The following is a 25,681-nucleotide window of genomic DNA, read 5'->3' as shown; positions in this document are numbered from 1 at the left end:
GGGTGGGGCATGCCCCGGCAGGAGCGCCCAGGCAGCGACGGCGAACACCTGGTCCAGCAGCGACTCGGCACGACCGAGCGCGCGGACCGTTTCTACGGGGACCAGGTGCTCGATCATCTCAACGCCCGTATGCAGGAGTTCCTGGGGCGGCAGGAGATGTTCTTCCTGGCCACCGCCGACCGGCACGGGGAGTGCGACTCGACGTTCCGGGCCGGCCCGCCCGGCTTCATCCGGGTGCTCGGCGACCGGACGCTGGCCTACCCGGAATACCGTGGCAACGGTGTCATGGCGTCCGTCGGCAACATCTCGGAGAACCCGCGCCTGGGCATGCTGGTGATCGACTTCACCCGCGACCGCATCGGGCTGCACATCAACGGCCGGGCGCGGGTCGTCCTGGACGACGAGATGCGCGCGGCGCACCCCGGCCTCCCGGTCGACCCGATTCCCGGGCGCCGCGCCCAGCTGTGGGTCACGGTCGACGTCGAGGAGGCGTACATCCACTGCGCCAAGCACATTCCGCATCTGCAGAAGGTGCCGGTGCAGCAGCGCGGGGCGCGGGCCTGGGGCACGGACGACGTCAAGCGCAAGGGCGGGGACTTCTTCGGCGCGGCGGCCGAGGCGGCCGAGCGGGCGCCGTTCCGGCGGGCCGAGCGCAAGGACGAGCACCTGCGGGGCGGACTGCACGAGGACACCGACGCCGTGACGCCCCAGGGTGCGCTCGCGGAGTCCGAGGTGCGGCAGGTGAACGGTGCCGGCCACCGTTTCGCGGACCGGAACGACTTCGTGGAGGAGCTGAACGCGGAGTTCCTCGACCGGGTGGAGCGGGTGTTGGCGCGGGCCCAGCCGCGCCGGGCCGCGGAGGACGAGACCGAGTTCCTGGGGTGGTTCGGCCGCCGCGACGGCTGATCTCCCGGGCCCCTGCGTCGGCCGGCACCTCGGTCCGGCCGCCGGTCAGCCCAGGTCGGGGGCGTGCATCGCGCGTACGCCCTCGATGTTGCCGTCCAGGTAGTGCCGCAGGGAGAGCGGAACGACCTCGACGGAGGCGATGCCGACGCGGGTGAACGGCACCCGCACGATCTCGTACTCCCCGCACGGCTCCTCGACCTCGGGGCCGTGCCGGCGTGAGAGGTCCATCGAGTCGAGCCGGCAGACGAAGAAGTGCTGCACCTTCACGCCGTCCACCCCACCGTCGCTGAAGTGCTCGACGGTGTCGACGAAGACCGGCACCACGTCCTTGATCTTCGCGCCGAGTTCTTCGTCCAGTTCACGGTGGAGGGCGTCGATGACCGTGGCGTCCTCGGCCTCGACCCCGCCGCCGGGGGTGATCCAGTACGGGGCCCGGCCCGGCTTGGTGCGCTTGATCAGAACGAGATCATCGCCGTCGAGCAGGATTGCGCGGGCGGTGCGTTTGACGACTGGCCGTACGGTCATAGTCGACAGATGCCGCAACCACGGCCTGGTGAAACCCCTGTCCCTTCGTCACCAGTCGACGGCGGAGCGCAGCAGCCACTCGTGCGCCCGCGCGATGTGCGGCAGGCCGAGCGTCCCGGTCCGCACGGCGAGGAAGTACGTGCGCAGCGGGGGTACCGGCGGGTCGAGCAGGGCGACGACCTCCCCGCGGTCCAGGGCCGCGGTGCACAGGTAGCGGGGCAGGACGGCGAGGCCGGCGCCGGCCGTGACGCAGGCCAGCACCGCGCGGAGATCGGCCGCGATCACGGCGGCGGAGGCGGCGGGCTTGGCGTCGAAGACCGTGGACCAGTAGCGGGTGATCAGCGGGAGGCTCTCATGGACCTCCACGAGCGGCACCGGGTCGAGCAGGCGGACGCCCCCGGCCTGCAGTGCGGCCGGTCCGCCCACCCCGTCCGCCCAGTGCGGCGCGGCGATCAGGACGTGCTCCTCGTCGCACAGCGGGGTGGCGGTGAGCAGCCCTCCGCGCGGCCGGGTGGTCGTGACGGTCAGATCGTGGTGGCCGGCGGCCAGGCCGCTCAGCAGCTCGTCGGCCGAGCCGAAGGCGCTGCGTAGGGAGAGGCCCTGGGCGATCAGCGGGGTCAGCGCGGGAAGTGCCCGCTCGGCGAGGAACTCCGGTGGCCCGGCGAGATGAAGGGTGCGGGTGACCGAATCCCGGTCCAGACCGGCCTCGGTGATCTCGGTCAGCGCGTCCAGATGCGGGGCGACCTTGTGGGCGAGCTCGTCGCCGATGGTGGTGGGGGTGACACCACGGGCGTAGCGGAGGAAGAGCGGCCGGCCCAACTGGCGCTCCAGCGCCCGTATTTGGCTGGTCACCGCCGGCTGGGAGAGGCCGAGCAGGGCCGCGGCGCGGGTGAAGGAGCCGGCTCGGTGCACCGTGACGAAGGTGCGCAGCAGAGCCAGATCCATCGCGTACCTCCTGCGCCCCTCGGAAGCCTGGTCGCGGGCCAACTATAAATTTGTCGATAGGGCTGTGTCGCTAGCGTGATTGGACACTGACGCTCAGTCAACTAGCCTTGTTCGAGCGGTTGGTTTCACGTGGAACATTCGGTTTCACGTGAAACACGTGGGCTCGAGCCACGTCGGACCGCGGGCCGGCAGGGTGACGAGGGGGGATACCCTGCCGGCCGACTTCGTCGGTCAGTGCGCCTTAGTCGGTCAGTTCGCCGCGGTGTCGTCCGCGGCCAGATCCAGCGCGCGGAGGACATCCGCGACCAGGTCCGCCGGCTCCTCCACGCCCACCGAGAAGCGGATGAACCCCTCGGACACCGCGTCCCCGCCCCAGCGGGCGCGCCGCTCGGCACTGGACCGTACGCCGCCGAAGCTCGTCGCGTCGTCGACCAGGGTCAGCGCCGACAGGAACCGCTCGGCACGGGCCTTGTCCGGCAGGGCGAAGGACACCACGGAGCCGAAGTGGCCGGGACGCATCTGCCGGGCGGCGAGCTCGTGCGACGGATCGGACGGCAGGCCGGGGTGGCGCAGGCCGGTGACCTCCGGGCGGTCGGCCAGCGCCGCGGCGAGTGCCGACGCGCCGGCCGACTGCTGGCGGACCCGCAGGGCGAGGGTGGCGAGCGAGCGGTGCGCCAGCCAGCTCTCCATGGGACCGGGAATGGCGCCCACGGTCTTGCGCCACAGCCGGACGGAGTCGGCCAGCGCCGCGTCACGGGTGCTGACGTACCCCAGCAGGACATCGCCGTGGCCGGTCAGCGCCTTGGTGCCGCTGGCGACCGAGAAGTCCGCGCCGAGGTCGAGCGGACGCTGGCCGAGCGGCGTGGCGAGCGTGTTGTCGACGGCGACCAGCGCACCGACGCGGTGCGCCGCCTTGGCCAGGCGCCGGATGTCGCAGACGTCGAGCCCGGGGTTGGACGGCGTCTCGATCCACAGCAGCCGGGCGCCGTCCAGCACCTCCAGCTGCGCGTCCTGGGCGGTCGGCGCGGTACGGACCTCGATGCCGTAGCTCTCCAGGCGGGAGCGGACGGCCGGCAGCAGCTGGTAGCCGTCGCTGGGGAGGACCACCGCGTCGCCGGCGCGCAGCTGGGAGAAGAGGACGGCGCTGATCGCCGCCATCCCGGAGGCGAAGGCCACGGTGTGTGCGCTCTCGTCCGGCGATTCGAGCTCGCCGATGGCCTGTTCCAGACGCGTCCAGGTGGGGTTGGCGTCCCGGCCGTAGGTGTACGGACCGACGGCGTCGCCGGGGAGGTGGAAGTGCGCCGCGAACACCGGCCCGGGAAGCGTCGGCTCATAGGCCGCCGGCTCCGGAAGCCCGGCTCGTACGACGCGGGTGCCGTCGCCCGTCATGCGCTCTCCTTCTCCTGCGGGTGTGCGGGGGCCGGCGCCGGCCGGTGGTCGTCGTCGGACTCGGGCGCGCGGGCCTGGATCACGGTGCGGGCCGCGACCGAGGTACGGACCGCTGCCAGCAGGCCGTCGCTGGCGGCCTCGACCATCTCCAGGCACTCCTCGAAGCCCGCGAAGTCGCCGTAGTAGGGATCGGGTACGTCGAGGTCGTGCGCCTCGCCCGCGCCCTCGCCGGCGCCCTCGTCCGCGTACGAGCGCAGCAGCCGGACCTTGGCGGCGTCCTGCGGGGTGGGGGCCAGCCGGCGCAGTGCCCGGAGGTGGCCGGAATCGAGCGCGATGACGAGGTCGAGACGGTCGAACCAGGAGGCGTGGAACTGCCGGGCGGTGTGAGCGGTTTCATAGCCGGCCGCCCGGAGCGCGGCGACCGTGCGCGGATCGGCCCCGTCGCCCTCGTGCCAGCCGCCGGTGCCCGCGCTGTCCACCTCGACCAGGCCGTCGAGCCCGTCCTCCGCGAGGCGGCTGCGGAAGACGGACTCGGCCATCGGCGACCGGCAGATGTTGCCGGTGCAGACGAAGCAGATGCGGAAGGGGGCGGTCAACGGTCAGTCCTCGTCGGGAAGGACCATGTGCATCGCCCAGGAGACGATGGAGATGATCACGCCGCCGAGCAGTGCCGGCCAGAAGCCCGCCACGTGGAAGGCCAGGTCGGCCTTGCCGGCGAGCCAGGAGGTCAGCAACAGCATCAGCGCGTTCACGACCAGAGTGATGAGGCCGAGCGTGAGGATGAACAGGGGGAAGGACAGCAGCTTCACGACGGGCTTGACGAGGAAGTTCACCAACCCGAAGATCAGCGCGACCAGGACCAGGGTCAGTATCTTGCGGCCGGTGTTCTCGCCGGTCAGCGTGATGTCCTTGAGCAGCCAGATGGCCACGGCAAGCGCCGCGGCGTTGGCGATCGTCTTGACCAGAAAATGCTTCATGGTGAGATCGTCGCAGACGAGTCTGAATCATCAGAGGGGTGCGAGCGGCATGAAGAGCTTCAGACTGGATGAACTGGAAGCGGAACGGGCCGCGAACGACGGTGCTTATCTCCAGTTCATCCGGGAACGCAACATGTCGGTCGGCCTGTACGCGCTGGACGCGGGGAGCGTCGACCCCCAGCAGCCGCACCGCCAGGACGAGGTGTACTTCGTGGTCAGCGGCCGGGGGGCGATCACCATCGGCGCGGAGACGGAGCCGGTGGCACGCGGCAGCGTGATCTATGTGCCGGCGGGGGTGCCGCACAAGTTCCACCACATCAGTGAGGATCTCCGGGTGATGGTGGTCTTCTCTCCTCCTGAGAGCTAAGGGACGGGGCCCGGAACCCGTAGGGGACGGGTCAGGGGAGGGCCGGGGCTGCGAGGCCCCCACGCCGGTGTTCCGCGCCCTAGCATCGTTGGTGAGGGTGAGCCGGAAGCGGCGCGGCGGCAGCGGCGCGTGGACAGTGCCCTCAGCGCAGCAGTGAGCGCAATGGACAGATAGCGCGGTACAGACACAGGTACAGACGGCGCGACAGACAGAAAGCAGGGCAGAGCAGTGGCTGGTAAGGGGATATTCGCGGGGCTTCCGTGGTGGGTCACCTGGGTCGTGATCCCCGTCGTCCTGATCGTGGTCTTCGGCGGCATGATCGCCACCGCGCTGGGCTTCCTGGTCGGCTTGCTGTTCAAGGTGCTCATCGCGGCGGCTCTGATAGCCGGAGTGATCTACCTCGTCCGCCGGGTCAGCGGTTCGTCGTCCTCGTCGAAGAGCGACTGGTAAGTCACCGCCCTGCCCGGACGCCCGCCTCCCGGCGACGGCGTCCGGGCGGCCTCGTCCCGCCACCGGCCCGGCCCGCCCTCCAGCGGCCGGGCCGATCGCGTCAGATGTCGATCCGAACGCGTTCGAGTGCGGTCCGGCTTTGCCCATGCACGTCCGAGTCGTGCGCGGGCGGGTTAACTCCCCGGGTATCTGCTTGTCGCTGCCACCCGCGCGGCTACAGTGCGCATCGCAGGCGTCTTCCGGATGGTGAGGTTCCGCAAAGTACCGTGCGGGGCGAGGCCGGACCGGGCGTCATCGCGGGGGCCCGGGAGACGCGCGCGGTGTCGGGAGGAGGTCCCGCCACCGGGGCTCCGGTGCCCCATGGCAAGCGGAGCTGGGGTGTTGGCGTTGGCAGTGGTGAACGGCGAATCCGCCTCTCAGCCCACCTTGATCGGCTCGGTGCAGCGGGCGCTGCGGCTGCTGGAGGCGGTGGGTACCCACCCCGAGGGTGCGCCGGCCAAGCAGCTCGCCCGGGAGACCGGAATCCCCCTTCCGACGAGCTACCACCTGCTGCGGACCCTGACGCACGAGGGCTATCTGCGGCGTGAGGACGGCGTCTTCGTCCTCGGTGCCGCGGTGGAGGTCATCGGCCGGGCCGGGGCCAGGTCCCGGCAGCGGTTGCGGATCTCCGAGGCACTGGCCGTGGCGGGCCGGGAGCTGGACGCCGCCGTCTACTTCGCCGTCTACCGCGAGGGCGAGGTGGACGTCGTCGCGGTCACGGACGACCCGGAGCGGCCACCGGTGGAGGAGTGGGCCGACTTCCGCACCACCGCACACGCTCACGCCATCGGGCAGTCTCTGCTCGCGCAGATTGACGAGGCGTCCAGGAGGGAGCATCTGTCGCGGTACCCCGTGCAGTCGATAACGCCCTTTTCCGTACGAACTGAGGACGATCTGCTGCACCGTTTGGACACGGTGCGTCGCGGTCAAGTGGCCTACGAGAGCCAGGAATATGCTCTGGGCACGGTGTGCGCGGCCATTCCCCTCCAGGTCGGCGCGGCTGCCGCGACGCTCGCCGTATCCCTTCCGGCCGACGAACTGCATCGATTGCGGTCGGTTACGGCTCGACTACGGAAAATGGCGGAGTCGACACTAACGACACTCGCCTTCTCTATCAGTATCTGAAAACTCACTCCTTGTGATCCGTCCGCACGTGGCAGACGATGGCGTCCATAGGGCTATGGGGGATGTTTCCCGGCCATCTCCGATCAAGTGCGGGGCAGTGGTTGATGACCGACACAGTTCAGGCAGAAGTGATCATGAGCTTCGTCGTCTCGGAGGAGCTCGCGTTCCGGATCCCGGTGGGGCTGGACTTCGACCGCGCCGATCCGTACGCCGTCCGCCTCACCTTCGACCTGCCCGGCGACGCTCCCGTCACCTGGGCGTTCGGCCGTGAGTTGCTGCTGGACGGACTGAGCCGCCCGTCCGGGGAGGGCGACGTGCGGATCGAGCCGGCCTCCCCCGAGCACCTCGGCGAGGTCTTCATCAACCTCCAAGTGGGCAGCGAGCGCGCCCTGTTCAAGGTCAGCGCGGCGCCGCTGGTGGCCTTCCTGGACCGTACGGACCGGCTGGTACCGCTCGGTGAGGAAGAGGTCTGCGACACGCTGGAGGCCGTACTCGACCGGATCCTGACGGAGGCCCCGGCGGGCTGAGCCCGTCCCGGCTCCGCCGCCCCGCTCGGCGCGCTGACCCCGCCCAGGGCCCGCCAACCGCCCTGACGGGCCGGCCCCTGCCCGACGCGCCGCCCGCGCGCACGTCGTACACGTCCGCGCGCCGCCCCTCAGCGCTTGCGTCGCCGGCCGTGGCCGCCGCGCCGGGCCGCCCTGCCGCCGGCCGGGGCCCCACCCCCGCCCGCCGCGTCCGACCCCCGCGTCTCCCGCGTGCCCTCGCTCCGGCGGTCCGCCGAGACGACCAGGGCCGCGAGCAGCGTCGTCAGCGGCACCGAGGCGACGAGCCCGATGCTGCCGACCAGCGTGCGGACGATCTCCTCGGCGACCACCTCGCTCGTGGCGACCGTGCCGACGCTGCTCTGTGCGATCGAAAACAGCAAAAGCAACGGGAGTGCGGCGCCCGCGTAGGCCAGAACGAGGGTGTTGACGACGGAAGCGATGTGGTCCCGGCCGATCCGCATCGCCGAGCCGTACAGCTTGCGCCAGCCCGCCGACGGATCCGCCTCCTTCAGCTCCCAGACCGCGGCGGTCTGGGTCACCGTCACGTCGTCGAGCACACCCAGCGACCCGATGATGATCCCCGCCAGCAGGAGACCGCGGATCTCGATGTCCGGATACAGGCCGTGCACCAGCCCGGTGGTGTCGTCCGTATTGCCGGTCAGCAGCGCCCAGTTGATGAAGACCGATCCGAGCAGCGCGATCAGCACCAGCGAGGCCAGGGTGCCGAGCACCGCCACCGACGTACGGGCGGTCAGTCCGTGGCACATGTACAGCGCGATCAGCATGATCGCGCTGCCCCCGACGACCGCCACCACCAGCGGATCGGAGCCCTGGAGGATCGCCGGGAGGATGAACAGGGTCAGCACGACGAAGCTGGCTGCCAGCGCGACCAGTGCGAGGACGCCGCGCAGCCGGCCGACGATCACCACCGCCAACGCGAAGATCGCGGCCAGTATCCACATCGGGAGGGACCGGTCGACATCGCTGACCGAGTACTGCAACTCCCTGGGCGCTTTGGGGGAGTACGCCACCACCACGTCCTGCCCGGTCGTGTAGTGCCGCAAGGCGTCCGGCGTCACCACTGTCCGGAAGGTGCGCCCGGTGTTCTGGCCCGTGGTGACCTTGATCGTGGCCTGCTCGCACGACCTGCCCTTGGCCGCTCCCCCGCTCGGCTGTTGACCCGTCGGCGACGGCGGCTGGGGCTGCTGCTCGGCATGCACATCCGCGCAGTTCACCTCCACCACCTTGATCACGTGCGCCTTCTCGGTGGGCTGGTCGAAGCCGACGCCGGACGGCTTGTGAGGCGGCGCGCCGCCCGGCCAGAGCACGATCAGGCCGACCGCCACCGCGGCCGCGAACGGGATCAGCACCGCCGCGATGACCTTGCGCAGATGCCGGGAGACAGGTGCAGCGGGTCCATGACTGTGGGCGTGGGAATGGGCGGCGGGATGGGAGTGGGACTCGTGCAGGGTCACCGCCCGATCATCCCAACAACTGCTGGGGCCCCCTGTTCACCCCGCCACATCGGCCGCTACCGTGGTGCCACCTTTGCAATCGCGGGAGCTCGGAGCACCGGGCTGAGAGGGCGCTGACCTTCGTCCCAGCGGTGTTTCACGTGAAACACCGGCGGACGGAAGCCGCTGCGTCGACCGCCGAACCTGTTACCGGGTAATGCCGGCGTAGGGAGTTGGGTCTCCATGACTCTGAAGGATGCACGCACGCCCGAAAACGGAACGGGTGCCAGCGCGAGCGGTGAGCCGCAGATCGGCTGGCACAAGGGCTATGTCTCCGGATCGCGTCCGGACCTCCGGGTCCCGGTCCGGCGGGTGCACCTCACCAACGGCAAGGACGTGACGCTCTACGACACGTCAGGGCCGTACACCGATCCCCAGATCGAAACCGATGTCCGCCGCGGTCTGGCGCCGCTGCGGGAGAACTGGATCGTCGCGCGCGGCGACACCGAGGAGTACGCGGGCCGGCCCATGCGTCCGGAGGACGACGGCCTCAAGCACACCTCACCGCGCGGCGGACTCAAGAACCTCGACGCGGTCTTCCCCGGTCGCCCACGCCAGCCGCGCCGCGGCCGTAACGGCGCCGCGGTGACCCAGCTCGCCTACGCCCGGCGCGGCGAGGTCACCGCGGAGATGGAGTACGTCGCACTCCGCGAGAACGTCGCGCCGGAGTTCGTGCGGGACGAGATCGCGGCCGGCCGCGCGGTGCTGCCGGCCAACGTCAACCACCCGGAGATCGAGCCGATGATCATCGGCAAGAACTTCCTGGTGAAGGTGAACGCCAACATCGGTAATTCGGCGGTCACTTCCTCCATCGAGGAGGAGGTGGAGAAGATGACGTGGGCGACCCGCTGGGGCGCCGACACGGTGATGGACCTCTCCACCGGCCGCAACATCCACACCACCCGCGAGTGGGTCCTGCGCAACTCCCCCGTCCCGATCGGCACCGTCCCCCTCTACCAGGCCCTGGAGAAGGTCGACGGCAGGGCCGAGGAGCTGACCTGGGAGATCTACAAGGACACCGTCATCGAGCAGGCCGAGCAGGGCGTCGACTACATGACGGTGCACGCCGGGGTGCTGCTCCGCTACGTCCCGCTGACGGCCCGCAGGAAGACCGGCATCGTCTCCCGCGGTGGCTCGATCATGGCGGCCTGGTGCCTGGCACACCACAAGGAGTCGTTCCTCTACACGCACTTCGAGGAGCTCTGCGAGATCCTCGCCTCCTACGACGTCACCTACTCGCTCGGCGACGGCCTGCGCCCCGGCTCCATCGCGGACGCCAACGACGAGGCGCAGTTCGCGGAGCTGAAGACGCTCGGTGAGCTGAACACCATCGCCAAGCGGCATGGCGTACAGACCATGATCGAGGGCCCGGGCCACGTCCCGATGCACAAGATCAAGGAGAACATCGACCTCCAGCAGGAGATCTGCGAGGAGGCGCCGTTCTACACGCTCGGCCCGCTGACCACCGACATCGCGCCCGCCTACGACCACATCACCTCCGGTATCGGCGCCGCGATGATCGCCTGGTGGGGCACCGCGATGCTCTGCTACGTCACGCCCAAGGAGCACCTGGGCCTGCCGGATCGCGACGACGTCAAGACCGGCGTCATCACCTACAAGATCGCGGCTCATGCGGCGGACCTGGCCAAGGGCCACCCGGGCGCCCAGGAGTGGGACGACGCGCTCTCCGACGCGCGCTTCGAATTCCGCTGGGAGGACCAGTTCAACCTGGCCCTCGACCCGGACACGGCCCGCGCCTTCCACGACGAGACGCTGCCCGCGGAGCCCGCGAAGACGGCCCACTTCTGCTCGATGTGCGGCCCGAAGTTCTGCTCGATGAAGATCAGCAGGAGCATCACGGAGCAGTTCGGCGGCGACCAGGGCTCGACCCCCGAGGACATCGAGGCCGGGATGCTGGAGAAGTCCAAGGAGTTCGCGGCTTCCGGAAACCGGGTCTATCTGCCCCTGGCCGACTGAGCGCCACCGGGTGGCTCCGTCGCCGGACGGAACCACCCGGGCCGGGCTCCCCGGCCGGCCCCGAGCGGTCAGTCCGGTGTCCGGTCCGGGCCGTCGTGTTCGGGGCCGGCGCCGTACTCCGGGCTGGAGTAGTTCGGGCTGGAGTAGCGCGGGCGGGAGCCCGACGAGCCGCTGTCCGGGCTGGTGAACTCGGGGCGGGTGTAGCCGAGCGTGGGGATACGGCTCTCCGGGGCCGTGGTGTGGCGTGGGACGTAGCGGACGGGGTCCACCTCCGGACGGGCCGACGGGTCCGCCAGCGCCTCGCGGAGGAACGGCAGCAGACCACGCTCCAGGAGGGCGCGCCGCCAGGTCTCGCGGGCGTCGTCCAGGGCCTCGCCCAACTCGTCGGTTCTGGAGGACCGGTCGGAGGGGCCGTTGCGCAGTGCCGTGATGACCAGGCCGACCATCGCGACGAGCGTGCCGGCGGCGGTGAGTGCCGCGAAGACCCAGCCGACGCTGATCAGCGGCTGCGCCAGCGACTTGTCCGGGTTGACCGCTCGCAGCACATAGCCGATGAGCAGGAAGAGGACGGCGGCGATGCCCGCGAGGACCGGGGCGAGCACCGCGATCACCGCGGCCAGCCCGGCCCCGGGGGTTTCGGCCTCCCCCGCCGCCGTCACGGTGGCCGGTCCCGCATCCCCCTCGGCGGCGGTCGCCGCCTCCTGGCCTCTCGCGCCGGCGCCGGACGTGGCGGACACCGGCGTACGCAACTCGGTGCGGAGCTGGACGTAACGCTGGTATTCGGCCGTGGCGCAGGCGGCGATGGCGGTGGTCGCGCTGAGCGCCATCGTGCGCAACTGCTCGGTATTGAGGTGCTTTCCCGCGGCGGCGTCGGTGCCGTCCGGGCGGTAGGCGGCGGTACGCAGCGCCTCATCAAGGAGCCGCGCGAATTCCGCGCGGTCCTCGTTCAGCAGGTGCGGAGCGCTGTTCATGTGCATCCCCCGATGCTCCGTAGGGCCGTACGGCCGGCGTGGGCCGGGCAGTGGGCGGAAACGGAGGAGAGCCTGCTACGGATAGACCGATGGTAGAGCGACTCCGGCACGTGGTGACAGAGAGTTTGCGGAATTGAGTAATGCCACGACCGGATTCCGCCCGTGGCGCCGCCGTGTTCCGTCGTTGAACGACCGTCCGTGAGCCCGCAGCAGACCCGCTCGGGAAACTCTCAGCCGGCCAGGGGGAGTTGCACGACCAGCAGTTTTCCGGCCATTGTGACGCCGCCGTCCATGGCGATCGCCAGCCCGTCGGCGTAGACGTGCGGTCCGTCGACCGCGATGCCGTCGCCCTCGCCGTCCTCCGTGCCCACCTCGCCCAGCAGATACGGGATCGGGCTGTGGCCGTGGACGACCCGGTCGCCGCCGTAGGCGTCCAGGAGCTCGCGTACGGCCTGCGAACCGGAGTCGTCGCGGAACGCGAAGCGCTTGGTGAACTTGCGGAAGAGGTCCCACACTTCGTCGGCGTCGCTGCGGGTCAGCACGTCGTGGACGGTGTCGTTGACGGCCTCGATGGAGTCGCCGTATTCCAGGTAGGCGGTGGTGTCGGAGTGCACCAGCAGGTGCCCGTCCTCCTCCATCACCGCGTCCAGCCGAGCCATCCACTGGAGGTGGTGGTCCTCCAGGCGGTCCATGTCGGTCTTCTGGCCGCCGTTGAGGAGCCAGGCGGCCTGGAAGGAGGCGGTGCCGGCCCCTGACTGGACGGGGGTGTCGCCGAACCGCTTGGCGCCCAGCAGCAGGAGCTCGTGGTTGCCCATCAGCGCCTTGCAGTAGCCGCCGGCCGCCGCGGCCTGGGCGGAGAGCTGCATGACCAGGTCGATGACGCCGATGCCGTCCGGGCCGCGGTCGGTGAAGTCGCCGAGGAACCAGAGCCGGGCGTTGCCGGCCGCCCAGTTGCCGTCCGCGTCGATCAGGCCCTCGGCGGCCAGCGCCTCGCGCAGCTCGTCGTAGTAGCCATGCACATCGCCGACGACGTACAGCGGGCCCATGCCCTCGGGCGCGTCGGACTCGCTCGCGGCCTCGGGCACCGGGACGACGGCCTGGTGGTCGATGAGGGTGTCCGTACGGCCCGGGGTGACGACCGGGAGGTCGCGGGCGGTCGGGGTGTAGTCCTCGGGGAGCTCGGCCGGCGGCGCGGGCGGCGCCACGGGGGGCGCGGCGGGCGGGGCCGGCGTGCCGGCGGGCAGGTGGAGCGGCGGACCGACGGGCGGAACGGGGGCTCCGGCGGGCACGCCGGAAGGCGCTCCGGGCAACGGAGCGGACTCCGGAGTCTGTCCCCCCATGGTCCACACCATGGGTCCCTGACTGGCCCCCTGAGTCATCGACCCCTCCACCGTCGCGCCGCCTGCACCTCTCGGACCTTTGCCTGGTCGACGGCGGTCCGCGGTGTCGTCCGCCCATCATAGGAATGCCGGTCGCGGGTTGTGACGCACCCGGGGGTGGTCAATCCCGCAAAGCCAGGCATTCACGGATGATTTGTGCCGTGATCGACCTGTTTTTTCCTGCACGGTGGGGCGTCCGGCACGGACCGGTACGCCCGTAAGACGTCGTCCGGGCGACGCGCGGAGCCTGCCCTTGGACCCCTGGCCCGGTCGGACCGGGGTGCAAAGACAGGCTCTCAGTCACCGGAGGGACCTCGTGGCGGGCTGACGGTCGTCCGGGGCGACCGTCGCTGGGACGAGGTCCGCACGATCAGATCGGTCGGTATCACCTGTTCGATGGGCCGCCCGTTGTCGAGTCCTTCGATGGCGTCGATGAGGATCTGGACGACGGCGGTGCCGATGCGGCGCGGCTTGAGGGACAGGGTGGTGATGGGCGGCTCGGTGGTGGCGTAGACGGTGGACTCGCTGCAGCAGACCAGCAGCAGGTCCTCCGGCACCCGCAGGCCGTAGCGCCGGGCCGCGGCGAGCAGGTCGGTGCCGTTGGGGTCGAAGAGGCCGTAGACGGCGTCCGGCCGGTCCGGGCGGGCGAGCAGCCGGTCGGCCGCGACGGCGCCCGCGCACGGGTCGTGCGCGGGGTAGGACTCGTAGACCGGATCCTGGCCGACCCGCTCGCACCAGCGCAGGTAGGCGGTGGTCGACAGCCGGGTGTAGGTGTCGGTGGTCGTGCCCGTGAGCAGGCCGATGCGGCGGGCGCCGGCGTCGGCGAGGTGATCGAGCAGGCCGAGTACGGCGGCCTCGTGGTCGTTGTCGACCCAGCCGGTGACCGGCAGGGCGCCGCCGGGGCGGCCGTCGGAGACGACGGGGATCCCGTGCCGGACGAGTTCGGTGACGACCGGGTCCCCGTCGGCGGGGTCGATGACGACGGTGCCGTCCAGGGCGACGTTGGACCACACGTCGTGGCGGGAGGTCGCGGGGAGGATGACCAGCGCGTATCCGCGGGCCAGGGCCGCGGAGGTGGCGGCTCTGGCCATCTCGGCGAAGTACGCGAATTCGGTGAAGGTGAAAGGTTCATCCCCGTACGTGGTCACGGTCAGGCCGAGGAGGCCGGACTTGCCGGTACGGAGGGTGCGGGCGGCTGCGGACGGGCGGTAGCCCAGCCGGTCGGCCACCTCGCGGACGTGGCTACGGGTGGCATCCGGAAGCCGGCCCTTGCCGTTGAGCGCGTCGGAGACGGTCGTGATCGACACACCGGCTGCGGCGGCCACGTCCCGGATGCCCGCCCGCCCCAGCCGGCGACCGGTTGACCGGCTCACCTGGTGCTTCCCTGCTGCTGTCATGGCGAGCCGATAGTAGGGCTCGGTAGGGCCATTCGCGGGGCTCGGCCTACGACTGCGGAAAGGCACGTTTCTGCAAGGTGATCAACCGTCAATTACCTGTGAAACAAAGTAAGTTGGCGTTAAGATCGATCATTCTGGGGGAGATTTGCTGTCTTCGCCTGTCGATCCGTCCAGGTCTCGAAGAGGTCTCAAGTCACCTTGACGGGGGATGCGCGCCACGGCGTGAGCCACCGGCGCGCAGAGGCTCATGGAGCGCGCCCCCGGTCGCCTCGCGCGGGGTTCCCGCGCGTCCGGCCCGGGCCCGGGGAAGGCCCGTGAGGCGGTTCCGCCGGCCGTCGGGTCTGCCGCCGAACGGGTCAATCCTCATAAGGTGTGCAGTATTGGAGACGAGCGGGACGGTCGAGGAGGACCTGCGGTGAGCGAGAAGACCCCGAAACTGCGTGCTGCGCTGGACGGCATCCCGACCTACAAGCCCGGCCGGCCGGCGCCGGCCGGCGGCCCGGTCACCTACAAGCTGTCCTCCAACGAGAACCCCTATCCGCCGCTTCCCGGTGTCCTGGAGCGCGCGGTGACCGCGGCCGGCTCCTTCAACCGCTACCCGGACCTCGCGTGTACCGGCCTGGTGGCGGAGCTGTCCGAGCGGTTCTCGGTGCCGGTGGAGCACCTGGCGACCGGTACCGGCTCGGTGGGCGTGGCCCAGCAGCTGGTCCAGTCGACGGCCGGGCCCGGCGACGAAGTGATCTACGCCTGGCGGTCGTTCGAGGCGTACCCGATCATCACCCAGGTCTCCGGTGCCACGTCCGTGCCGGTCCCGCTGACCTCCGGCGAGGTGCACGACCTGGACGCGATGCTCGCCGCGATCACCGACCGCACCCGGCTGATCTTCGTCTGCAACCCCAACAACCCCACCGGCACCGTCGTGCGCCGTGCGGAGCTGGAGTCCTTCCTGGACCGGGTGCCGGACGACGTGCTGGTGGTGCTGGACGAGGCGTACCGCGAGTTCATCCGGGACCCCGAGGTGCCGGACGGCATCGACCTCTACCGGGACCGGCCCAACGTGTGTGTGCTGCGTACCTTCTCCAAGGCGTACGGCCTGGCGGGGCTGCGGGTGGGCTTCGCGGTGGGACACGACGACGTGGCCGCCGCGCTGCGCAAGACGGCGGTGCCGTTCGGGGTCAGCCAGCTCGCGCAGGAGGCGGCGGTGGCGTCGCTGCGCAGCGAGACGGCGCTGATGGAGCGGGTCGAGACGCTGGTGGCCGAGCGTGCGCGGGTGGCCGAGGCGCTGCTCGGGCAGGGCTGGACGGTCCCCGAGTCGCACGCCAACTTCGTCTGGCTGCGGCTGGGGGACCGTACGACCGACTTCGCGGCGGCTTGTGAGCGGGCCGGCGTGATCGTGCGGCCGTTCGCCGGCGAGGGGGTCCGGGTCACGATCGGCGAGAGCCCGGCCATGGACCTGTTCCTGCAGGCCGCGGAGGACTTTCGCAAGGCGCTGTAAGCGCTGTGACGCGGTGAGCAAGCCGCGGTAAGACCTTGCATCGAGGCCGTGGGTCCCTGACCCGCGGCCTCAGGCTTTTTGTACGCGGATCGGGTCGCCGCTGCGGACGGTGGCCAGCGCGCGCGGGTCGCCGTCGATGCGGCCCAGCACGTTGCAGGCGGAGGCGAGCCGTGGCTCGTCGCCCTCGGACATCGGTGTCGGGCCGTAGGGGAGGGCGAGGGCGTTGCCCGGGGGCCAGAAGGCGACCGTGCCGGGTTCGACGACCTCGCGGGCGTCGGCCTCCAGCGCGGGGGCGAGGCCGGTGTCGAAGTAGACCTCCTCGCCCCAGGTGTGGGCGGTGGAGTCGACCGGCAGGGCGGCGAGGAGCGCCGCGGCGGTCGGGGTGTCGTCGAGCGTTGCGGTCACGTGCCCTGCGGGCCAGCTGAGGCGGATCTTCATGGGGCCGAATTCAACAATATGTTGAAGCTCGGCGGAAGAGGGCTTCCGGGGGCGATGTGCGCCTCCGCCCCACATGTGTAGAGGGCATGAATTCGGCCGTGATGGCCGTCACGCACCCCCGCCGTTATGGCTGAGAAGTGATGGGAGATAATTGCTTGTGAATGTGAACGCGTTCACAAGCCCGTCCCGGTATGTACCGCTTTATGTGACGCAAAAGGGACATTGCCTCCCAAGGCAATGGCGACGTAAGGAGAGCAAGGCGTGGAACTGGCGTTGGCGCCAGAGACACTGGCGCGATGGCAATTCGGCATCACGACCGTCTACCACTTCCTGTTTGTCCCCTTGACGATCTCCCTCGCCGCTCTGGTGGCCGGACTTGAGACCGCATGGGTGCGAACGGGCAAGGAGAACTACCTCAAGGCCACCAAGTTCTGGGGCAAGCTGTTCCTGATCAACATCGCGATGGGTGTCGTCACCGGCATCGTCCAGGAGTTCCAGTTCGGCATGAACTGGTCCGACTACTCGCGGTTCGTCGGTGACGTCTTCGGCGCCCCGCTGGCCTTCGAGGCCCTGATCGCCTTCTTCTTCGAGTCCACCTTCATCGGTCTGTGGATCTTCGGCTGGGACAAGCTGCCCAAGAAGATCCACTGCTTCTGCATGTGGATGGTCTCGATCGGCACGATCCTCTCGGCGTACTTCATCCTGGCCGCGAACTCCTGGATGCAGCACCCGGTCGGCTACCGGTACAACGCCGCCAACGGGCGGGCCGAACTCACCGACTTCTGGAAGGTGCTGACCCAGGACACCACCCTGGTCGTCGTCTTCCACACGCTGACCGCGGCCTTCCTGACCGGCGCCGCGTTCATGGTCGGCATCTCCGCCTTCCACCTGATGCGCAAGAAGCACATCAAGGTCATGCGGACCTCGCTGCGGCTCGGGCTGATAACCCTGGTCATCGCCGGCGTCCTCACCGCGATCAGCGGCGACTCGCTCGGCAAGGTCATGTTCAAGCAGCAGCCGATGAAGATGGCAGCCGCCGAGGCGCTGTGGGACAAGGAAGAGCCGGCGCCGTTCTCGGTCTTCGCCTACGGCGACGTCGACCAGGGCCACAACAAGGTCGCCATCGAGGTTCCCGGCCTGCTCTCGTTCCTCGCGCACAACGACTTCAGCTCGCCGGTCCCCGGCATCAACGACGTCAACAAGGCCGAGCAGCAGAAGTTCGGCCCCGGCGACTACCGGCCCAACATCCCGGTCGCCTACTGGGGCTTCCGCTGGATGATCGGCTTCGGCATGTCGTCGTTCGCCATCGGGCTCGCCGGGCTCTGGCTCACTCGTAAGAAGTTCTGGCTGGCGCCGGGGCTGCGGACGGGGGACGAGGAACCACCGCTCCTCGCGCTCACCAAGAACAGGGTGCTCGGCGCCCGGCTGAGCAAGTGGTACTGGTCGCTGGCCTTCGTCACGCTCGGTTTCCCGCTGCTGGCGAACTCCTGGGGCTGGATCTTCACCGAGACGGGCCGCCAGCCCTGGGTCGTCTACGGCGTGCTGCGCACTTCGGACGCGGTCTCCCCGGGCGTCTCGCAGGGCGAGGTGCTCACCTCGATGATCGTCTTCACCACGCTCTACGCGATCCTCGCCGTCATCGAGGTCAAGCTGCTGGTGAAGTACATCAAGGCCGGCCCCCAGGAGCTCAGCGACGCCGACCTCAACCCGCCCACCAAGATCGGCGGCGACAGCACGGACGCCGACCGGCCGATGGCCTTCTCGTACTAGGAGGCGACTGTGCAACTCCACGACGTCTGGTTCGTCCTCATCGCCTTTCTCTGGACCGGGTACTTCTTCCTCGAAGGGTTCGACTTCGGGATCGGCGTACTCACCAAGCTCCTCGCCCGCGACCGGCGCGAGAAGCGTGTCCTCATCAACACCATCGGGCCGGTCTGGGACGGCAACGAGGTCTGGCTGCTCAGCGCGGGCGGCGCGACCTTCGCCGCCTTCCCCGACTGGTACGCCACCCTCTTCTCCGGCTTCTACCTGCCCCTGCTGCTCGTCCTCGTCTGCCTGATCGTGCGCGGTGTCGCCTTCGAGTACCGCGCCAAGCGGCCCGAGGAGAGCTGGCAGCGCAACTGGGAGCAGGCGATCTTCTGGACCTCACTGCTGCCCTCGGTGCTGTGGGGCGTCGCGTTCGGCAACCTCGTACGCGGCGTGAAGATCGATGCGCACAAGGAGTACGTCGGAAGCGTCCTCGATCTGCTCAACCCGTACGCGCTCCTGGGCGGGCTGGTCACGCTGGCGCTGTTCACCTTCCACGGCGCGGTCTTCGCCTCGCTCAAGACGGTGGGCGACATCCGGGAGCGGGCGCGCAAGCTGGCGACCGTCCTCGGGCTGGTCACCGCCGTGCTCGCGGTCGGCTTCCTGAGCTGGACCCAGGCCGAGAAGGGTGACGGCAGCAGCCTGATCGCCATGATCGTCTCGGTGGCCGCGCTGGCCGCCGCCCTCGGGGCCAACAAGCTCGGGCGGGAGGGCTGGGCGTTCGCCTGCTCCGGCATCACCATCGTGGCCGCGGTCGCGATGCTGTTCCTGACGCTCTTCCCGAACGTCATGCCGTCCACGCTCAACGAGAGCTGGAGCCTGACCGTCGCCAACGCCTCCTCCAGCCCGTACACGCTGAAGATCATGACCTGGTGTGCGGGGATCGCCGCCCCCCTCGTGATGCTCTACCAGGGGTGGACGTACTGGGTGTTCCGTAAGCGCATAGGTACGCAGCACATCGCCGAATCCCACTAGCTGAACCGCCGCCCCTCGGGGCGGCCTCGGCAGGATGGAATGTTTCACGTGAAACCCGTCGACCCGCGTCTGCTCCGCTACGCCCACGCCACCCGCGGCTTCCTCGTCGCGGTGGTGGTGCTCGGGCTCGCCGGCGCGGGCCTGGTCGTCGGCCAGGCGATGCTGATCGCCGAGATCGTGGTCGGTGCCTTTCAGCACGATCTCGGTCTCGGCGGTCTGACCACCCCGCTCGCCCTGCTCGCCGCGGTCTCCGTCGGACGCGGTCTGGTCGCCTGGCTCACCGAGCTGGCCGCGCACCGGGCCGGTGCGGCGGCCAAGTCCGAGCTGCGGATGCGGCTGGTGGAGCGGGCGGCGCGGCTGGGCCCGGGGGCGCGTACCGCGTCGGCCGCGGGCGACGGGACCGGCGCCCGCGACCTGGAGCTGCGCACCGGCGAGCTGACCACCCTCGCCACCCGCGGCATCGACGCGCTGGACGACTACTTCTCCCGCTATCTGCCGCAGCTCGGGCTGGCGGTCGTGGTCCCGGTTGCCGTGCTCGCCCGGATCGTGACCGGTGACTGGATCTCGGCGCTGACCATCGTCCTGACCCTCCCCCTGATCCCGCTGTTCATGGTCCTGATCGGCTGGGCCACCCAGTCGCGGATGGACCGCCAGTGGCGGCTGCTCGCGCGGCTGTCGGGGCACTTCCTCGATGTGGTCGAGGGGTTGCCCACCCTCAAGGTCTTCGGCCGGGCCAAGGCCCAGGCGGAAGCCATCCGCGCCATCACCGGCGACTACCGGCGCGCCACCCTGCGCACCCTGCGGATCGCCTTCCTCTCCTCCTTCGCGCTGGAGCTGCTCTCCACCCTCTCGGTGGCGCTGGTGGCGGTCGGCATCGGCATGCGGCTGGTGCACGGCGAACTCGATCTCACCACCGGCCTGACGGTGCTGGTCCTGGCGCCCGAGGCGTATCTGCCGCTGCGGCAGGTCGGCGCGCAGTACCACGCGGCGGCCGAGGGGCTCGCGGCCGCCGAGGAGGTCTTCGCCGTCCTGGAGGCCCCGCTGCCCGCGGCCGGTACCGCGCCCGCGCCCGACGGCACCGCGCTGACCGTCGAGGACCTGGTGGTCCGCCATCCGGGACGGAGCGCCGACTCGTTGCCCGCGACGTCGTTCGAGGTCCGGCCCGGCGAGACCGTGGCCCTGGTCGGGCCGTCCGGCGCCGGCAAGTCCACGCTGCTGAACGTGCTGCTCGGCTTCACCGCGCCGTCCGAGGGGCGGGCGCTGGTCGACGGCCGGGACATCGCGTCCCTCTCCCCCGACAGCTGGCGGCAGCGGATCGCCTGGGTGCCGCAGCACCCGCACCTGTTCGCCGGCACGCTCGCCGAGAACGTACGGCTGGCGCGGCCGGACGCGACGGACGCCGAGGTCCGCGCGGCCCTGGCCGACGCCGGTGCGCTGGAGTTCGTCGACGCACTCCCCGACGGCATGGCGACCCGGCTCGGTGAAGCGGGCGCCGGGCTGTCCGCCGGCCAGCGCCAGCGCCTCGCGCTCGCCCGCGCGTTCCTCGCCGACCGCCCGATCCTGCTGCTGGACGAGCCCACCGCGAACCTGGACGGCGAGACCGAGGAGGCCGTCGTCGCCGCGGTCCGCCGGCTGGCGGCCGGCCGCACCGTCCTGCTGGTCGTCCACCGGCCGGCGCTGCTGGCGGTGGCGGACCGGGTGGTCCGGCTGGCGGGCCCGGCCACCGCCGAGGAGCGGGGCGTCGCACCGGCTGCCGCCGCCCGCCCGGCGGACCCGGGTACCGCGACCGGTACCGCCGACGCCGCGACCCCGGCCGGCGCCGACGTGGTGGACGACTCCGCGGTCGCCGGGTCCGCGCTCGGCCGGCTGCGGCGGACGGCCCGCTCCCGCCGGGCGCGCTTCGCGCTGGCGCTGCTGCTCGGAAGTCTCGCGCTGGGCAGCGCGGTCGGTCTGATGGCGACCTCCGGCTGGCTGATCTCCCGGGCCGCGCAGCAGCCGCCGGTGCTGTATCTGATGGTGGCGGTGACCGCGACCAGGGCGTTCGGCATCGGCCGGGCGGTCTTCCGGTACGCCGAGCGGCTGGTCGCCCATGACGCGGTCTTCCGGATGCTCGCCGACGTACGCGTGGCCGTCTACCGCCGGCTGGAGCGGCTGGCGCCGGCCGGGCTCGCGGAGCGCCGCCGCGGTGATCTGCTCTCCCGTCTGGTCGCCGATGTCGACGCCGTGCAGGACTACTTCCTGCGCTGGCTGCTGCCCGTCGGGGCGGCGGTACTGGTCGGCGTGGGCACCGTCGGTTTCACCGCGTGGCTGCTGCCGGAGGCCGGTGCGATCCTGGCCGGCGGGCTGCTGCTCGCGGGGGTGGGCGTGCCCGCGCTCTCGGGCGCGCTGGCCCGGCGCACCGAGCGTCAACTGGCGCCGGCCCGTGGCCGGCTCGCCACCCGCGTGCTCGATGTCCTCACCGGCACCGCCGAGTTGACGGTGGCCGGCGCCCTCACCGCCCGTACCGCGTCGGTGCGGCGGGCGGACCGCGAGCTGACCCGGATCGCCTCCCGCTCGGCCGCCGTGGCCGGCGCCGGCGCCGGGCTGTCGGCGCTGCTGTGCGGACTGACGGTGGCCGCGGCGGCGGTGGCCGGCGTCCAGGCGGTGCATGCGGGCCGGCTGGAAGGGGTGGCGCTGGCGGTCGTCGTGCTCACCCCGCTCGCCGCGTTCGAGGCGGTGACCGGGCTGCCGCTCGCCGTGCAGTACCGGCAGCGCACCCGGCGGGCCGCCGAGCGGATCTTCGAGGTGCTGGACGCGCCCGCGCCGGTACGCGAACCGGCCGCCCCCGCGACGCCCCCCGAGGTGCCGTTCCCGCTGGTCGTACGGGATCTGACCGCGCGCCACAGCGGGCAGGCGCGGCCGGCGCTGGACGCGGTCGGCTTCACCCTGACGGCCGGCCGGCGGCTCGCCGTCGTCGGCCCGTCGGGCTCCGGCAAGACCACGCTGGCACAGACGCTGCTGCGCTTCCTGGACCAGGAGGCGGGGACGTACTCCCTGGGGGGCACGGACGCCCGGGCCCTGGACGGGGACGCGGTGCGGCGGCAGGTGGGGCTGTGCGCGCAGGACGCCCACCTCTTCGACAGTTCCCTGCGGGAGAACCTCAGGCTCGCCCGCCGGAACCGCGCCGACGGCCCGGCCGGCACCGAGGACCGGGACCTGTGGGACGCGCTGGAGCGGGCGCGGCTCGCCGACTGGGTACGCGGGCTGCCCGACGGCCTGGACACCATGGTCGGCGAGCACGGCGCCCGGCTGTCCGGCGGGCAGCGCCAGCGGCTGGCGCTGGCCCGTGCGCTGCTCGCGGACTTCCCGGTGCTGGTCCTGGACGAGCCCGCCGAGCACCTCGACCTGGCCACCGCCGACGCGCTGACCGCCGATCTGCTCGCCGCGACCGAGGGCCGCACGACGGTGCTGATCACCCACCGCCTCACCGGCCTGGAAGCGGTCGACGAGGTGCTGGTGCTGGACCACGGGCGGGTGGTGCAGCGTGGCGGGCACGCCGAGCTGGCCGCGGCCGACGGGCCGTTCCGGCGGATGCTGGAGCGCGAGCGTGCGGTGGACGCGGCGTACACCGCGGTGCGGATGCCGGCGTGAGAGGCCCCTCCGGCCCGGCGCGCGCCCACGTGCCGGCTCCCTGACCTCCGCAGAAATGGCCCCCCAAATGCCCGGTTATTAGGCTCGTGGGCATGGCAGCCACCGCAGGAAACCCACGCCCGGAGCCCCCGGCCCCCGGGGCCGGCGGCGCGGGCCCGGCCCCCGATCCGATGGAGGCCGCCACCGAGGCCACCCGCAGCCTGCGGGGGCTGTCCTCGGAGCTGACCGCGCGGGTGCCGCAGCTGCTGGAGGCGATGCGGACGGTCGGCGCGGGCCTGGACCTGCACATCACCCTCGACCGGATCGTGGAGACCGCGGCGGAGCTGGCCGACGCCCGCTACGCCGCCATCGGGATCATCGACGACGCCCGCGAGGGGCTGTCGGACTTCGTCACCTACGGCGTGACCGCGCGGGAGCACGAGCGGATCGGGGCGCTGCCCGACGGCCACAAGGGCCTGCTCGGCGCGCTCATCCACAACCCCGAGCCGCTGCGCCTCGGCGACCTCACCCGGGACCCGCGGTCGGCCGGTTTCCCCCCGGGGCACCCGCCGATGCGGACGTTCCTGGGGGTGCCGGTGCGGGTGCAGGGGGAGATCTTCGGCAACCTCTATCTGACGGAGAAGCGCGGCGGCGGGGAGTTCAGCGAGGAGGACCTGCACATGGTGCGGGTGCTGGCCACCGAGGCCGGCATCGCGATCGGCAACGCCCGGATGTACGCGGCGACCCGGCAGCGGGAGCGGTGGATCGACGGTTCGGTGGCGGTGACCACCGAACTCCTCGCCGGCAGCGATGTGGACGACGCACTGGCGGTGGTCGCCGAGCAGGCCCGCAAGCTGGCCGAGTCGGCGGCCGGCATCGTGCTGCTGCCCGACGACGAGGGCGGTCTGGAGATCGTCGCGGTGTCCGCCGACGACCCCGCCGGGATCCTGGGCACGCACATCCCGTCCGACAGCCCGGTGGCCGAACAACTCCTCGCCGGTGAGCCGGTGTTCGTGGACGACTCGGCCACCGACCCCCGTATGGTCACGCACGTCGCCGCCCGCTTCGGGCCGAGCATGATGCTGCCGCTGAAGAGCGGCGGCCGGGTCCTCGGCACGCTGGCGACCCCGCGGTCCCGGGGCGCCCGCCCGTTCACCGCCGCGGAGCGGACGCTGGCCACCCAGTTCGCCGCGCAGGCCGCGCTGGCGCTGGTGCTGGCCGACGCCCAGCGCGACCGGGAACGGCTGGCGGTCTTCGAGGACCGCGACCGGATCGCCCGTGACCTGCACGACCTCGTCATCCAACGGCTGTTCGCGACCGGCATGATCCTGGAGAGCGCCCAGCGCAGGACGGTGGTGCCGGAGGTGGCGCGCGGCGTCGGCAAGGCCGTCGACGAGCTGGACGTCACCATCCAGGAGATCCGGACCGCGATCTTCGCCCTGCAGCAGGGCCCGGCCGAGGCGCCGGCCGGCCTGCGGACCCGGGTACTGCGGGAGATCGGCACCGCCGCCGTACCGCTCGGCTTCCAGCCGTCCGCCGCCTTCGTCGGCCCGGTCGACGCCCGGGTCGGCGAGCTGACCGGCAAGAACCTGATCGCCGCGCTGCGCGAGGCGCTGTCGAACGCCTTCCGGCACGCCGGGGCCTCGCGGATCGAGGTCGTCGTCGACGCCACCGTCACCCTCCCGGACGGCACCGACGGCGTCCGGCTCACCGTCGCCGACGACGGCATCGGCATACCGGACGGCGGCCGGCGCAGCGGTCTGCGCAATCTCGCCAAGCGCGCCGAGTCGCTGGGCGGCGCCAGTGCGTACGGTCCGGGGCTGGGCGAGGACGGCAGCGGGACGAAGGTGACCTGGGAGGCGCCGCTGTAGCGCCGGCGGCCGCTCAGCGCGGGCGGTTCGCCGCCTCGTCGCAGCGCCGCACGAGCTGCTCGATGACGACCGCGACGCCGTCGTCGTTGTTCGAGGCGGTACGGGCGGTGGTGGCCGCCAGCACCTCGGGGTGCGCGTTGGCCATGGCGTACGAGGTGCCGGCCCAGGCCAGCATCTCCATGTCGTTCGGCATGTCGCCGAAGGCCACGACCTCCTCCGGGGCGATGCCGCGCTCCGCGCAGCAGTGCGCGAGGGTGCCGGCCTTGCTGACGCCGGGCCCGCTGATCTCCAGCAGCGCGGTGGGGCTGGAGCGGGTGAAGGAGGCGAGGTGGCCCGCGACCGTACGGGCCAGCGCGAGGAACGCGTCGGGCTCCAGGTCGGGGTGGTGGGCGAGCAGCTTGATGACGGGCTGGTCGGGGAACGCGGGGGCGTCGTCCCCGGCGCTCCCGGTGGCGGCCGGTGGCGTCACGAAGTCCTCGGCCAGCAGCTTCTCGGCGGGCGCGACGACCGCGGCCGGGTCCAGGAGGAGCGGCGGGTACTGCGGCTCGTAGTGGATGCCGCTGGTGCGCTCGACCGCGAACGAGGTGCCCGGCGCCGCGTCGCGCAGCGCGTCCACGACGTCCAGCGCGATGGTGCGTTCCAGGGGGCTGACCTCGACGATGCGGCCGCCGCGGTGCAGATCGACGACGGCCGCGCCGTTCGCGCAGATCGCCAGGCCGTGACCGTGCACATGATCGCTGACCACGCCCATCCAGCGGGCCGGGCGGCCGGTGACGAAGAACACCTCGATGCCGGCCCGCTCGGCGGCGGCGAGCGCGGCGATCGTCCGGTCGGAGACCGTCTTGTCGTCGTGCAGCAGCGTGCCGTCGAGGTCGGTGGCGATCAGCCGGGGCGCAACGGACGGTTCGGGCGCCCGGGGCGGGGTGGCGGAGGCATCAGTCACGGGGCCATCTTCCCGTACCACCGCGCACAGGAGTGCGG

The 25,681-nt window shown here is 71.4% G+C and carries 22 protein-coding genes; 11 read left to right on the top strand and 11 right to left on the bottom strand.

Translation table 11 applies throughout. From position 1 onward, the window contains the following. Positions 1 to 9 precede the first annotated feature (9 nt). Complete coding sequence (locus tag SL103_RS35405; RefSeq protein WP_069573159.1) at positions 10 to 906, top strand: pyridoxamine 5'-phosphate oxidase family protein; 897 nt, start codon at positions 10 to 12, stop codon at positions 904 to 906. A gap of 45 nt (positions 907 to 951) precedes the next feature. Here the strand turns inward: SL103_RS35405 and SL103_RS35400 are convergent, their stop codons facing one another. From SL103_RS35400 to SL103_RS35380, 5 genes are all read right to left on the bottom strand, one after another. Further along, on the bottom strand, positions 952 to 1,431 hold the full coding sequence (locus SL103_RS35400) for an NUDIX domain-containing protein (RefSeq protein ID WP_069573158.1): 480 nt from the start codon (positions 1,429 to 1,431) through the stop codon (positions 952 to 954). A 48-nt stretch (positions 1,432 to 1,479) separates the two neighbouring features. Then, on the bottom strand, positions 1,480 to 2,376 hold the full coding sequence (locus SL103_RS35395) for a LysR family transcriptional regulator (RefSeq protein WP_069573157.1): 897 nt from the start codon (positions 2,374 to 2,376) through the stop codon (positions 1,480 to 1,482). A 249-nt stretch (positions 2,377 to 2,625) separates the two neighbouring features. After that, positions 2,626 to 3,765, bottom strand: a complete 1,140-nt coding sequence (locus SL103_RS35390) for a cystathionine gamma-lyase (protein WP_069573156.1) — start codon at positions 3,763 to 3,765, stop codon at positions 2,626 to 2,628. Beyond that, on the bottom strand, positions 3,762 to 4,361 hold the full coding sequence (locus SL103_RS35385; RefSeq protein ID WP_069573154.1) for a low molecular weight protein-tyrosine-phosphatase: 600 nt from the start codon (positions 4,359 to 4,361) through the stop codon (positions 3,762 to 3,764). The genes SL103_RS35390 and SL103_RS35385 overlap by 4 nt, the downstream gene beginning before the upstream one ends. A 3-nt stretch (positions 4,362 to 4,364) precedes the next feature. Further along, complete coding sequence (locus tag SL103_RS35380; RefSeq protein WP_069573153.1) at positions 4,365 to 4,742, bottom strand: phage holin family protein; 378 nt, start codon at positions 4,740 to 4,742, stop codon at positions 4,365 to 4,367. Between the two features lie 49 nt (positions 4,743 to 4,791). On the opposite strand from SL103_RS35380, the gene SL103_RS35375 reads away from it, so the two are divergent. The 4 genes from SL103_RS35375 to SL103_RS35360 all read left to right on the top strand — a co-directional run bounded on the left by SL103_RS35375 (position 4,792) and on the right by SL103_RS35360 (position 7,250). After that, complete coding sequence (locus SL103_RS35375; RefSeq protein WP_069573152.1) at positions 4,792 to 5,109, top strand: cupin domain-containing protein; 318 nt, start codon at positions 4,792 to 4,794, stop codon at positions 5,107 to 5,109. A gap of 228 nt (positions 5,110 to 5,337) precedes the next feature. Continuing rightward, the gene (locus tag SL103_RS35370; protein WP_069573151.1) at positions 5,338 to 5,559 is read left to right on the top strand and encodes a DUF5326 family protein; all 222 of its coding nucleotides are present in this window, start codon (positions 5,338 to 5,340) and stop codon (positions 5,557 to 5,559) included. 393 nt (positions 5,560 to 5,952) lie between these two features. Continuing rightward, on the top strand, positions 5,953 to 6,723 hold the full coding sequence (locus SL103_RS35365) for an IclR family transcriptional regulator (RefSeq protein ID WP_432215413.1): 771 nt from the start codon (positions 5,953 to 5,955) through the stop codon (positions 6,721 to 6,723). Between the two features lie 104 nt (positions 6,724 to 6,827). Beyond that, positions 6,828 to 7,250, top strand: a complete 423-nt coding sequence (locus tag SL103_RS35360) for an SsgA family sporulation/cell division regulator (protein WP_069573148.1) — start codon at positions 6,828 to 6,830, stop codon at positions 7,248 to 7,250. A 128-nt stretch (positions 7,251 to 7,378) separates the two neighbouring features. On the opposite strand, the gene SL103_RS35355 is transcribed toward SL103_RS35360, so the two are convergent. Continuing rightward, complete coding sequence (locus SL103_RS35355) at positions 7,379 to 8,743, bottom strand: YibE/F family protein (protein WP_069573147.1); 1,365 nt, start codon at positions 8,741 to 8,743, stop codon at positions 7,379 to 7,381. A 222-nt stretch (positions 8,744 to 8,965) separates the two neighbouring features. Between SL103_RS35355 and thiC the strand changes: the two genes are divergently transcribed. Then, complete coding sequence (gene thiC / locus SL103_RS35350; RefSeq protein ID WP_069574427.1) at positions 8,966 to 10,759, top strand: phosphomethylpyrimidine synthase ThiC; 1,794 nt, start codon at positions 8,966 to 8,968, stop codon at positions 10,757 to 10,759. Between the two features lie 68 nt (positions 10,760 to 10,827). Here thiC and SL103_RS35345 read toward each other — a convergent pair whose 3' ends face one another. The 3 genes from SL103_RS35345 to SL103_RS35335 all read right to left on the bottom strand — a co-directional run bounded on the left by SL103_RS35345 (position 10,828) and on the right by SL103_RS35335 (position 14,506). Continuing rightward, positions 10,828 to 11,736, bottom strand: a complete 909-nt coding sequence (locus SL103_RS35345) for a hypothetical protein (RefSeq protein WP_069573146.1) — start codon at positions 11,734 to 11,736, stop codon at positions 10,828 to 10,830. 224 nt (positions 11,737 to 11,960) lie between these two features. After that, positions 11,961 to 13,109, bottom strand: a complete 1,149-nt coding sequence (locus SL103_RS35340; protein ID WP_164492951.1) for a metallophosphoesterase — start codon at positions 13,107 to 13,109, stop codon at positions 11,961 to 11,963. Positions 13,110 to 13,405: 296 nt separating this feature from the next. Next, a complete protein-coding gene (locus SL103_RS35335; protein WP_033267050.1) occupies positions 13,406 to 14,506 on the bottom strand; it encodes a LacI family DNA-binding transcriptional regulator in 1,101 nt (366 codons plus the stop codon). A gap of 415 nt (positions 14,507 to 14,921) precedes the next feature. Here SL103_RS35335 and hisC point away from each other — a divergent pair, with 415 nt between their 5' ends. Beyond that, entirely contained in the window at positions 14,922 to 16,001 is a 1,080-nt protein-coding gene (hisC, locus tag SL103_RS35330; protein WP_069573143.1) for a histidinol-phosphate transaminase, read from the top strand. Positions 16,002 to 16,070: 69 nt separating this feature from the next. Here the strand turns inward: hisC and SL103_RS35325 are convergent, their stop codons facing one another. Then, on the bottom strand, positions 16,071 to 16,439 hold the full coding sequence (locus SL103_RS35325) for a cyclophilin-like fold protein (RefSeq protein ID WP_069573142.1): 369 nt from the start codon (positions 16,437 to 16,439) through the stop codon (positions 16,071 to 16,073). 261 nt (positions 16,440 to 16,700) lie between these two features. Between SL103_RS35325 and SL103_RS35320 the strand changes: the two genes are divergently transcribed. The 4 genes from SL103_RS35320 to SL103_RS35305 all read left to right on the top strand — a co-directional run bounded on the left by SL103_RS35320 (position 16,701) and on the right by SL103_RS35305 (position 24,700). Next, positions 16,701 to 18,209, top strand: a complete 1,509-nt coding sequence (locus tag SL103_RS35320) for a cytochrome ubiquinol oxidase subunit I (RefSeq protein ID WP_069573141.1) — start codon at positions 16,701 to 16,703, stop codon at positions 18,207 to 18,209. Between the two features lie 9 nt (positions 18,210 to 18,218). Beyond that, positions 18,219 to 19,220 carry a cytochrome d ubiquinol oxidase subunit II gene (cydB, locus tag SL103_RS35315; RefSeq protein WP_069573140.1) on the top strand — a complete coding sequence of 334 codons (1,002 nt, stop codon included), beginning with the start codon at positions 18,219 to 18,221 and terminating at the stop codon, positions 19,218 to 19,220. A gap of 39 nt (positions 19,221 to 19,259) precedes the next feature. After that, on the top strand, positions 19,260 to 22,850 hold the full coding sequence (cydD, locus tag SL103_RS35310; RefSeq protein WP_244304121.1) for a thiol reductant ABC exporter subunit CydD: 3,591 nt from the start codon (positions 19,260 to 19,262) through the stop codon (positions 22,848 to 22,850). Positions 22,851 to 23,020: 170 nt separating this feature from the next. Beyond that, on the top strand, positions 23,021 to 24,700 hold the full coding sequence (locus SL103_RS35305; protein ID WP_069573137.1) for a GAF domain-containing sensor histidine kinase: 1,680 nt from the start codon (positions 23,021 to 23,023) through the stop codon (positions 24,698 to 24,700). A 13-nt stretch (positions 24,701 to 24,713) separates the two neighbouring features. Here SL103_RS35305 and SL103_RS35300 read toward each other — a convergent pair whose 3' ends face one another. Continuing rightward, a complete protein-coding gene (locus SL103_RS35300; RefSeq protein ID WP_069573136.1) occupies positions 24,714 to 25,643 on the bottom strand; it encodes a Cof-type HAD-IIB family hydrolase in 930 nt (309 codons plus the stop codon). Positions 25,644 to 25,681 lie beyond the last annotated feature (38 nt).

Source organism: Streptomyces lydicus, from assembly GCF_001729485.1.
Taxonomy (GTDB): Bacteria; Actinomycetota; Actinomycetes; order Streptomycetales; family Streptomycetaceae; genus Streptomyces; species Streptomyces lydicus_D.
This window is presented reverse-complemented; position numbering and strand designations above follow the sequence as displayed.

Coding starts and splice junctions, on each gene's coding strand:
- SL103_RS35405 (WP_069573159.1), top strand. CDS start 10: ATGCCCCGGCAGGAGCGCCCAGGCAGCGACGGCGAACACCTGGTCCAG.
- SL103_RS35400 (WP_069573158.1), bottom strand. CDS start 1,431: ATGACCGTACGGCCAGTCGTCAAACGCACCGCCCGCGCAATCCTGCTC.
- SL103_RS35395 (WP_069573157.1), bottom strand. CDS start 2,376: ATGGATCTGGCTCTGCTGCGCACCTTCGTCACGGTGCACCGAGCCGGC.
- SL103_RS35390 (WP_069573156.1), bottom strand. CDS start 3,765: ATGACGGGCGACGGCACCCGCGTCGTACGAGCCGGGCTTCCGGAGCCG.
- SL103_RS35380 (WP_069573153.1), bottom strand. CDS start 4,742: ATGAAGCATTTTCTGGTCAAGACGATCGCCAACGCCGCGGCGCTTGCC.
- SL103_RS35375 (WP_069573152.1), top strand. CDS start 4,792: ATGAAGAGCTTCAGACTGGATGAACTGGAAGCGGAACGGGCCGCGAAC.
- SL103_RS35360 (WP_069573148.1), top strand. CDS start 6,828: ATGACCGACACAGTTCAGGCAGAAGTGATCATGAGCTTCGTCGTCTCG.
- thiC (WP_069574427.1), top strand. CDS start 8,966: ATGACTCTGAAGGATGCACGCACGCCCGAAAACGGAACGGGTGCCAGC.
- SL103_RS35345 (WP_069573146.1), bottom strand. CDS start 11,736: ATGCACATGAACAGCGCTCCGCACCTGCTGAACGAGGACCGCGCGGAA.
- SL103_RS35340 (WP_164492951.1), bottom strand. CDS start 13,109: ATGACTCAGGGGGCCAGTCAGGGACCCATGGTGTGGACCATGGGGGGA.
- SL103_RS35335 (WP_033267050.1), bottom strand. CDS start 14,506: ATGACAGCAGCAGGGAAGCACCAGGTGAGCCGGTCAACCGGTCGCCGG.
- SL103_RS35325 (WP_069573142.1), bottom strand. CDS start 16,439: ATGAAGATCCGCCTCAGCTGGCCCGCAGGGCACGTGACCGCAACGCTC.
- cydD (WP_244304121.1), top strand. CDS start 19,260: ATGTTTCACGTGAAACCCGTCGACCCGCGTCTGCTCCGCTACGCCCAC.
- SL103_RS35305 (WP_069573137.1), top strand. CDS start 23,021: ATGGAGGCCGCCACCGAGGCCACCCGCAGCCTGCGGGGGCTGTCCTCG.